This is a genomic window from Blastomonas sp. (assembly GCF_041747255.1).
GTDB lineage: Bacteria > Pseudomonadota > Alphaproteobacteria > Sphingomonadales > Sphingomonadaceae > Blastomonas.
This window is the reverse complement of sequence record NZ_JBGTFM010000099.1, coordinates 1-7,033: the sequence shown is the minus strand read 5'-3', so window position 1 is coordinate 7,033 and position 7,033 is coordinate 1. Positions and strand designations below refer to the sequence as shown.

Annotated in this window: 5 protein-coding genes; 1 reads left to right on the top strand and 4 read right to left on the bottom strand. The window is 64.2% G+C overall.

The window, feature by feature from the left end:
* The 3 genes from ACEW8G_RS03325 to ACEW8G_RS03315 form a co-directional block, all read right to left on the bottom strand.
* On the bottom strand, window positions 1-765 hold a 765-nt coding region (locus ACEW8G_RS03325; protein WP_373487026.1), incomplete at its 3' end, for an N-succinylarginine dihydrolase.
* A 191-nt stretch (window positions 766-956) separates the two neighbouring features.
* The gene (locus tag ACEW8G_RS03320; RefSeq protein ID WP_373487024.1) at window positions 957-1,973 is read right to left on the bottom strand and encodes an arginine N-succinyltransferase; all 1,017 of its coding nucleotides are present in this window, start codon (window positions 1,971-1,973) and stop codon (window positions 957-959) included.
* Window positions 1,974-1,986: 13 nt separating this feature from the next.
* Window positions 1,987-3,138: a hydrolase gene (locus ACEW8G_RS03315; protein WP_373487025.1), complete on the bottom strand. Its 1,152-nt coding sequence runs from the start codon at window positions 3,136-3,138 to the stop codon at window positions 1,987-1,989.
* 257 nt (window positions 3,139-3,395) lie between these two features.
* Here ACEW8G_RS03315 and ACEW8G_RS03310 point away from each other — a divergent pair, with 257 nt between their 5' ends.
* Window positions 3,396-5,504 (top strand): malate synthase G, encoded by a 2,109-nt coding sequence (locus ACEW8G_RS03310; RefSeq protein WP_373487023.1) that lies wholly within the window; start codon window positions 3,396-3,398, stop codon window positions 5,502-5,504.
* A gap of 73 nt (window positions 5,505-5,577) precedes the next feature.
* Here ACEW8G_RS03310 and ACEW8G_RS03305 read toward each other — a convergent pair.
* On the bottom strand, window positions 5,578-7,033 hold a 1,456-nt coding region (locus tag ACEW8G_RS03305; protein WP_373487022.1), incomplete at its 5' end, for an ATP-binding cassette domain-containing protein.

The following is a 7,033-nucleotide window of genomic DNA, read 5'->3' as shown; positions in this document are numbered from 1 at the left end:
GGCGTCGCGATGCTCGAACGCCTGTTCGTGGGCGAACAGCACATTTTCGTTGGCGACCGCGACCACATCATTGTGAAACGCACCGGCGGCAATCGCGGTCTCGCTCTGCTGGATGAACAGGCTGCGCTCTGCATCGAGGCCGTGGCGGCGCGCAATCGCTTTGCCCGATTCGATATGTTGGCGCGCGGGGAAGGGGCCGCCCGACCTGCCATAGACGAATATCTCGACTCCCGGCTGGTCATGGCGCTCGGCCAGCCGCATGTGATTGGCCGCGCCTTCATCGCCAAAGGGGGCCAGCACCGGCGCGTGGACCGCAAAGTGCTTGCGGTCGGCAAAGGCGAGCTGCAGCTGTGCCAGCGTGCCCGGCCATTCGTGGCTGCGGTGCGGCATCGTCAGTAGATTGGCGACGGTCAGGTGGCAGCGGCCATCGGCGGTATCGGGCGCGGGCGATACGGTTGCGGCATTGGCGGCCCACATTGACGAGGCGGAAAAGGCGGCGGCGCGCATGTGCGGATCGGCGCTTGCCAGATCGGTGCCGAGCAGCGCCAGCCAGCCCGCATTGGGCCGGCCGAGCGGCATAAAAAAGCCTTGCGCCAGCCCGAGAGCAAGATTGGCGCGCATCTTGGCAACGCCCTGCAACGCTGCGGCGCGCGGTTGGCTGACGGCACCTGCATTGCTGGCCGATGCGATGTTGCCGGGGCTGAGCCCAGCGTAATTGTGACTGGGGCCGATGATGCCGTCGAAGTTGATTTCTTTGAGCATAATTTCCTCTTAAATTCCTTCGCCCCTTGAGGGAGAAGGATACGAAGCCTTGCAGGCTTGCCTGCTAGGCGCAGTTGGATGAGGGGGTGCTGCGCTGGCGTGGGTCTGTAGCCGCCGCCCCCTCTCCCAGCTTCGACTAGGGCACATGCGTGCCCAAGTCTGCGCAACCCTCTCCCTCGCTGGGGAGAGGGGGTTTACCTCTCAATCCACCGCACTGTATCGCCCTGTTTCACGCCCAACACGCTTGCGGCCTTGGCGTCCAGCAGCACCCCGTCATCGCCCGCCGCCACATGCCCATAGGCGCAGCGGAAGTTGCGCAGATGGCCGCTGGCGACCAGCGACAAAGTGCCGCCATCCCCATCACATAGCCCGCTGACCACAGCATTGCACGACTGGCTGATGCTGCGCACCAGATCAGTCCGCGCGGTCATTGTCGGGCCGCCATCGAAGATATCGACGTAATTTTCGTACGCAAAGCCCTCGTTTTCCAGCATCCGCATTGCTGCGCGGCCGCTGACGTTGGGCCTGCCAATGACATTGCGCGCGGCATCGCTGAGCATCGCGACATAGACCGGATGCTTGGGCATCAGATCGGCAATGAACTGGTTGCCGTGCAGCGCATTAAACGTGTCAGCCTCATCAAAGCTCATCCCGAAAAACCGCCCGGCGATGCTGTCCCAAAACGGCGAATCGCCCGCTTCGTCGATCACCCCGCGCAGTTCGGCCAGAATGCGGTCGGCGAAGCGCTTGCGGTGCATGGCGATGAACAGATAGCGGCTGCGCGCCAGCAACAGGCCCAGCCCGCCCGCGCGCTCGCCGGGGTGCAGGAACAGCCCGCCGACCTCGCATGCGCCCTCAAGATCGGTCACCAGGCTAAGGATTTCGGCGCGATAGGTCTGGCCCAGCTCGGCGCTGTGCTGGGTGAGCGTGCTGAGGCGATAGGAATAAAACGGCCAGTGCTGGCCGACGCGGGTGATCAGCTGGCAGGTGCCCCGGATATCGCCGGTTTGCGTATTTTGCAGCACCAGCACGAACAGTTCGTCCGCCAGCTCCTCGTCGGTGCGCGCAAATGCCGTGCCCGAGCGTTCCAGCTTGGCGAGCAGCGACGCGCGATCGGCGGGCAGGTTGGTAAAGCCGCCGCCGGTCAGCTTGGCCATCTCGTAGATCGGCTGCAGATCGTCGGGCGTTGCGGCCCGGATAACAAAGCTCATAATTCCCCCAGACTTATAACCCTTGGCGTGCAGCAATCCGCATGAGCGTGAGCGCCGACAGCCGTGCGCGCTCGGCCAGGCTGTCCACGATCAGAAACTCGTCCGCGCTGTGAATCGCACCGCCGCGCACCCCCATCGTATCGACCACCGGCACACCGCAGGCCGCGATATTGTTGCCATCGCACACCCCGCCGGTGCCGCGCCAGCCGATCTCAAGCCCCAGCTCTTTACCGCAGCGCTTGACCAGGCCGAACAGCTTCGCCGCGTCTGGATCAATCGGTTTGGGCGGGCGGCCAAAGCTGCCGTGGCTGTGCACGGTGACATCATGCTCTGCGGCAATCGTATTGCACAGGTGCTGCAGGCTGTCTTCGGCAAACGCCTGAGCGTCAAGACTTTGTGGTCGAAAGTTCACACGCAATATCGCGTGATCAGGCACGACATTGTTGGCGCTGCCGCCATCGATCCGCGCCGGATTGACCGACAGGTCGTCGCGGGTCAGCGTCTTGAGCCCCACCGCCAGATCGGCAGCCGCGACCAGCGCATTGCGGCCATCCTGTGGGTTGCGTCCGGCATGAGCCGAGCGCCCGGTGATGATGATCGAAAAATTACCGCTGCCGCCGCGTTCTCCGGCGAGCGTGCCATCGGGCAGCGCAGGCTCATAGGTCAGCGCCGCCAATTTACCGCGCGCCAGATCAGCGATCAACGCCGCGGATGCGCCCGAGCCCACCTCCTCATCGCTGTTGATCATCACGTCATAGCCTATCGCTCTTGCCAGCGGAGAGGCTTCCAGCGCTTGCAGCGCAGCCAGCATCACTGCGATGCCGCCTTTCATGTCGGCAACGCCGGGCCCGCCGAGCACACCGGGCTCAAGCCAGGTCAGCGTCTGGAACGGATGGTCGGCGGCAAACACTGTGTCCATATGTCCAGTGAGCAGCAGCCGCAGCGGCGCATCGGGGCGCACGCTCACCACAAGATGCTGGCCGCGTTGGACCTCTACGATGTTGCCATCGGCGCGCACGGTGTCTTGGGGGACAGGATCGACCAGCAGCACTTCACCGGGCAATGTCGCAAAGGCATCGGCCAGCAACTTTGCGGTCGCCGCGAGGCCGGCCAGATTGGTGGTGCCACTGTTGATCGCCGCCCAGCGCTCGACCTGCGCCAGCATCGCCGCCTGGTCGATGGTGGCAAGCACTGCTTGGTCGGATGCGGGCAGGCGGGTGAGGCTCGTCGTCATCTGCGCAGCCATAGCCCGGTTTGCCGCAGCCTGCCACCCATCGCGGCGCAAAGCGGATTTACTTTGGTGGACCGGCTCGCCATAGGCTTGCATCATTCCTCCCCGGAAAATGACATTGACGGCCATTGCATCGTGCGCCTCCCCGCGCCGGGGCTGGCCTGTGACGCGCCAAGCAAAGAGGAACCGGCATGAGCGACTATATCGAAAGCAACGGCATCAGCATCGACGGCGCGCTGCACGCGTTCATCACCGATTCGGTGCTGGCACCACTGGCGATGGATCCCGAAGCTTTTTGGGCCGGGTTTGCGGCATTGCTCAAGCGGTTCGCGCCGGTGAATCGCGATCTGCTGGCCACGCGTGTGAAACTGCAGGAGCAAATTGACGACTGGCACCGGGCGCACCGGGGGCAAGGCATCAACCCAATCGAATACCGCACGTTCCTGCATGATATCAAATATCTGGTGCCAGCTCCTCAGGACTTTTCGATCACAACCGCCAATGTCGACCCTGAGATTGCGACGATGGCAGGCCCACAATTGGTCGTCCCCTCGCTCAATGACCGGTTCGTCCTGAACGCCGCCAATGCGCGTTGGGGCAGCCTGTATGATGCTTATTATGGCACCGATGCGCTCGATGCCGCGCCCGCGCAAGGTGGCGGCTATGATCCGGTGCGCGGCGCTGCGGTGGTCATGGCAGGAAAGGCGTTCCTCGATGAGGCGGTACCGCTGGCGAATGGCACATGGGCAGAACTGGGTGATCCGTCAAACGGCATCGCGCTCGCCGATCCGCAGCAATATGTCGGCAAGAGCGCCAAGGGACGGCTGTTCCGCAACAACGGCCTGCATATCGAGGTGGTGTTCGATGCCGATCACCCGATTGGCCGCGATGATCCTTCGGGGATCGCCGATGTGCTGCTCGAAGCGGCGCTGACGACGATTGTCGATATGGAAGATTCGGTTGCCGCCGTCGATGCCGAGGACAAGATTCTCGCCTATACCAATTGGCTGGGTCTGATGCGCGGCGACTTGCAGGCGCGTTTTGCCAAGGGCGACAGGACGCTGACCCGCGCGCTTGAGCCCGACCGGGAGTACGCCGCCCCCGATGGCAGCATGTTTACCCTGCCGGGGCGCAGCGTGCTGTTCGTGCGCAATGTCGGGCATCTGATGACCAACCCTGCGGTACTGCTCGGCGATGGCAGCGAAGCGCCCGAAGGCATCTTGGACGCGGTGTTTACCAGCGCCATCGGCTGTCATGACGTCAAGGGGCTGGGCCGCTATCGCAACAGCCGCGCGGGCTCCATCTATATCGTCAAGCCCAAGATGCACGGTCCAGACGAGTGCGCCTTCACCAACGATCTGTTCGATGCGGTGGAGGACCTGCTGGGCCTAACGCGGCACACGATCAAGGTCGGCGTGATGGATGAGGAGCGCCGGACATCGGCCAACCTCGCCGCGTGCATCCATGCGGTGAAAGACCGGATCGTGTTCATCAACACCGGCTTTCTTGATCGCACCGGCGATGAAATCCATACCTCGATGCAGGCTGGGCCAATGATCCGCAAGGGCGACATGAAAGCGTCCGACTGGATCAAGTCGTACGAGGCGCGCAATGTTGGCATCGGCCTCAAGTGCGGGCTCGATGGCAAGGCGCAGATCGGCAAGGGCATGTGGGCCGCGCCTGACATGATGCGCGACATGATGGACCAGAAGATCGGTCATCCGATGACCGGGGCGAACACCGCATGGGTGCCGTCGCCCACCGCAGCGACCTTGCACGCAATGCATTATCACAAGGTCGATGTGTTCGCCCGGCGCGCCGAGATCGCCGCGCAGCCCGTGCCGGGGCTTGAGCCATTGCTCAACGTGCCGCTCGCCACCGGGCAGAACTGGTCGCCGGAGGACATCCGCGCCGAGCTGGACAACAATGCGCAGGGGATATTGGGCTATGTCGTGCGCTGGGTCGATCAGGGCATCGGCTGTTCCAAGGTGCCCGACATCCACGACGTCGGTTTGATGGAAGACCGGGCGACCTTGCGCATCTCTTCGCAGGCCCTGGCCAACTGGCTGCTGCACGGGGTCTGCACCGAGCAGGAGGTCGATGCCGCGTTGCTGCGCATGGCGGCCAAGGTCGATGCGCAGAACGCGGGCGATCCGCTATACCGGCCGATGGCGAGCGATCCCGAGGGTTCGCTGGCATTCCAGGCGGCACGCGATCTGGTGTTCAAGGGGGTGAAGCAGCCGAGCGGTTACACCGAGCCGCTGCTCCATGCCTATCGCCAGCGGGTGAAGGCGGACTAAGGGGGGCTTTCCTTTGAATGGGGCTATGAACACGTCCCCCGCGCTGCGGCCAGACGGGACCAGCCCCAACCGACTAGCCCGCTAATCCCTCAACCTGCTCTGCCAGCTCAAGCCAGCGCTGTTCGGCGGCGTCCTTCTCGGCGCGGGCGGCGTCTATCGCCTTGGTCAGCTCCGCAAAGCAGGTGGGATCGCGTGCATACAGGTCAGCATCACCAAGCGCAGCCTCATCACGCGCAATTGCCGCCTCGATCGCCTCGATCCTTTCGGGCAGCTGGTCGTAATCGCGCTGGTCCTTGTAGCTCAGCTTGACGCGCGCGGCAGGCGGCTTGGGCACGTCGACCGGGCGGTCGGCCTTGGCGGCGTTCGACTTCGTCCAGCCGGCGACGCGCTGCTTGCGCTTGGCCTCCCAGTCGGCATAGCCGCCCGCCACGACATCGACCACGCCTGATCCGTCGAGGCCGAGCGTGACGGTGACGGTGCGATCAAGAAAATCGCGGTCGTGGCTGACGATCAGCACTGTGCCGTCATAATCGGCGATCACTTCCTGCAGCAGATCGAGCGTTTCAAGATCGAGATCATTGGTCGGCTCGTCAAGCACCAGCAGGTTGGATGCGCGGGCGAATTCGCGCGCCAGCAGCAGCCGTGATCGCTCGCCGCCCGAGAGCGTGCCGACGCGCGCATCGACCAGACCGGGGTCGAACAGGAACTCCTTCAGATATCCCTGCACATGCTTGCGCACCCCCCGCACATCGATCCAGTCGCCGCCCTCAGCCAGCACGTCGCGCACCTTTTTGTCGGGCGACATCAGCTTGCGTTGCTGGTCGATGATCACCCCGTCGAGCGTCTTGGCGAGCGTCACCGTGCCGCTGTCGGGCTCAAGCTCACCGGTCAGCAGCCGGATCAACGTGGTCTTGCCCGCGCCGTTCGCGCCCACGATGCCGATGCGGTCGCCGCGCTGTACGCGCAGGGAAAAGTCCTTGATGATCGCGCGCGCAGCCTCACCCTCGCCGAAGGTCTTGAACACCCGGTCGGCGACGATCACCGACTTGGTCTTGCTGTCATCGCTCACCGCTTTCAGCTTTGCAGTGCCAACCGGCCCCAGCATCGCGGCACGCTGCGCGCGCATCTCCCACAGCTTGGACAAGCGGCCCTGGTTGCGCTTGCGCCGGGCGGTGACGCCGCGTTCCAGCCAGTGCGCCTCTATCTTCAGCTTGGCGTCCATCTTGTCGGCGGCGCGCGCCTCTTCGGCATAGACGCGCTCCATCCACGCCTCATAGCCGCCGAAGCCGATCTCCTGACGGCGCAGGTTGCCCCGGTCCAGCCAGAGCGTCTGGCGGGTCAGACGCTCTAGAAAGGTCCGGTCGTGACTGATGACGACGAACGCGCCGTTGAACCGCCCCAGCCAGCTTTCCAGCCAGTCGATGGCGGCCAGATCGAGGTGGTTGGTCGGCTCGTCGAGCAGCAGCACATCAGGATCAGAGGCGAGCGCGCGGCAAATCGCGGCGCGGCGGCGCTCCCCGCCGCTGGCG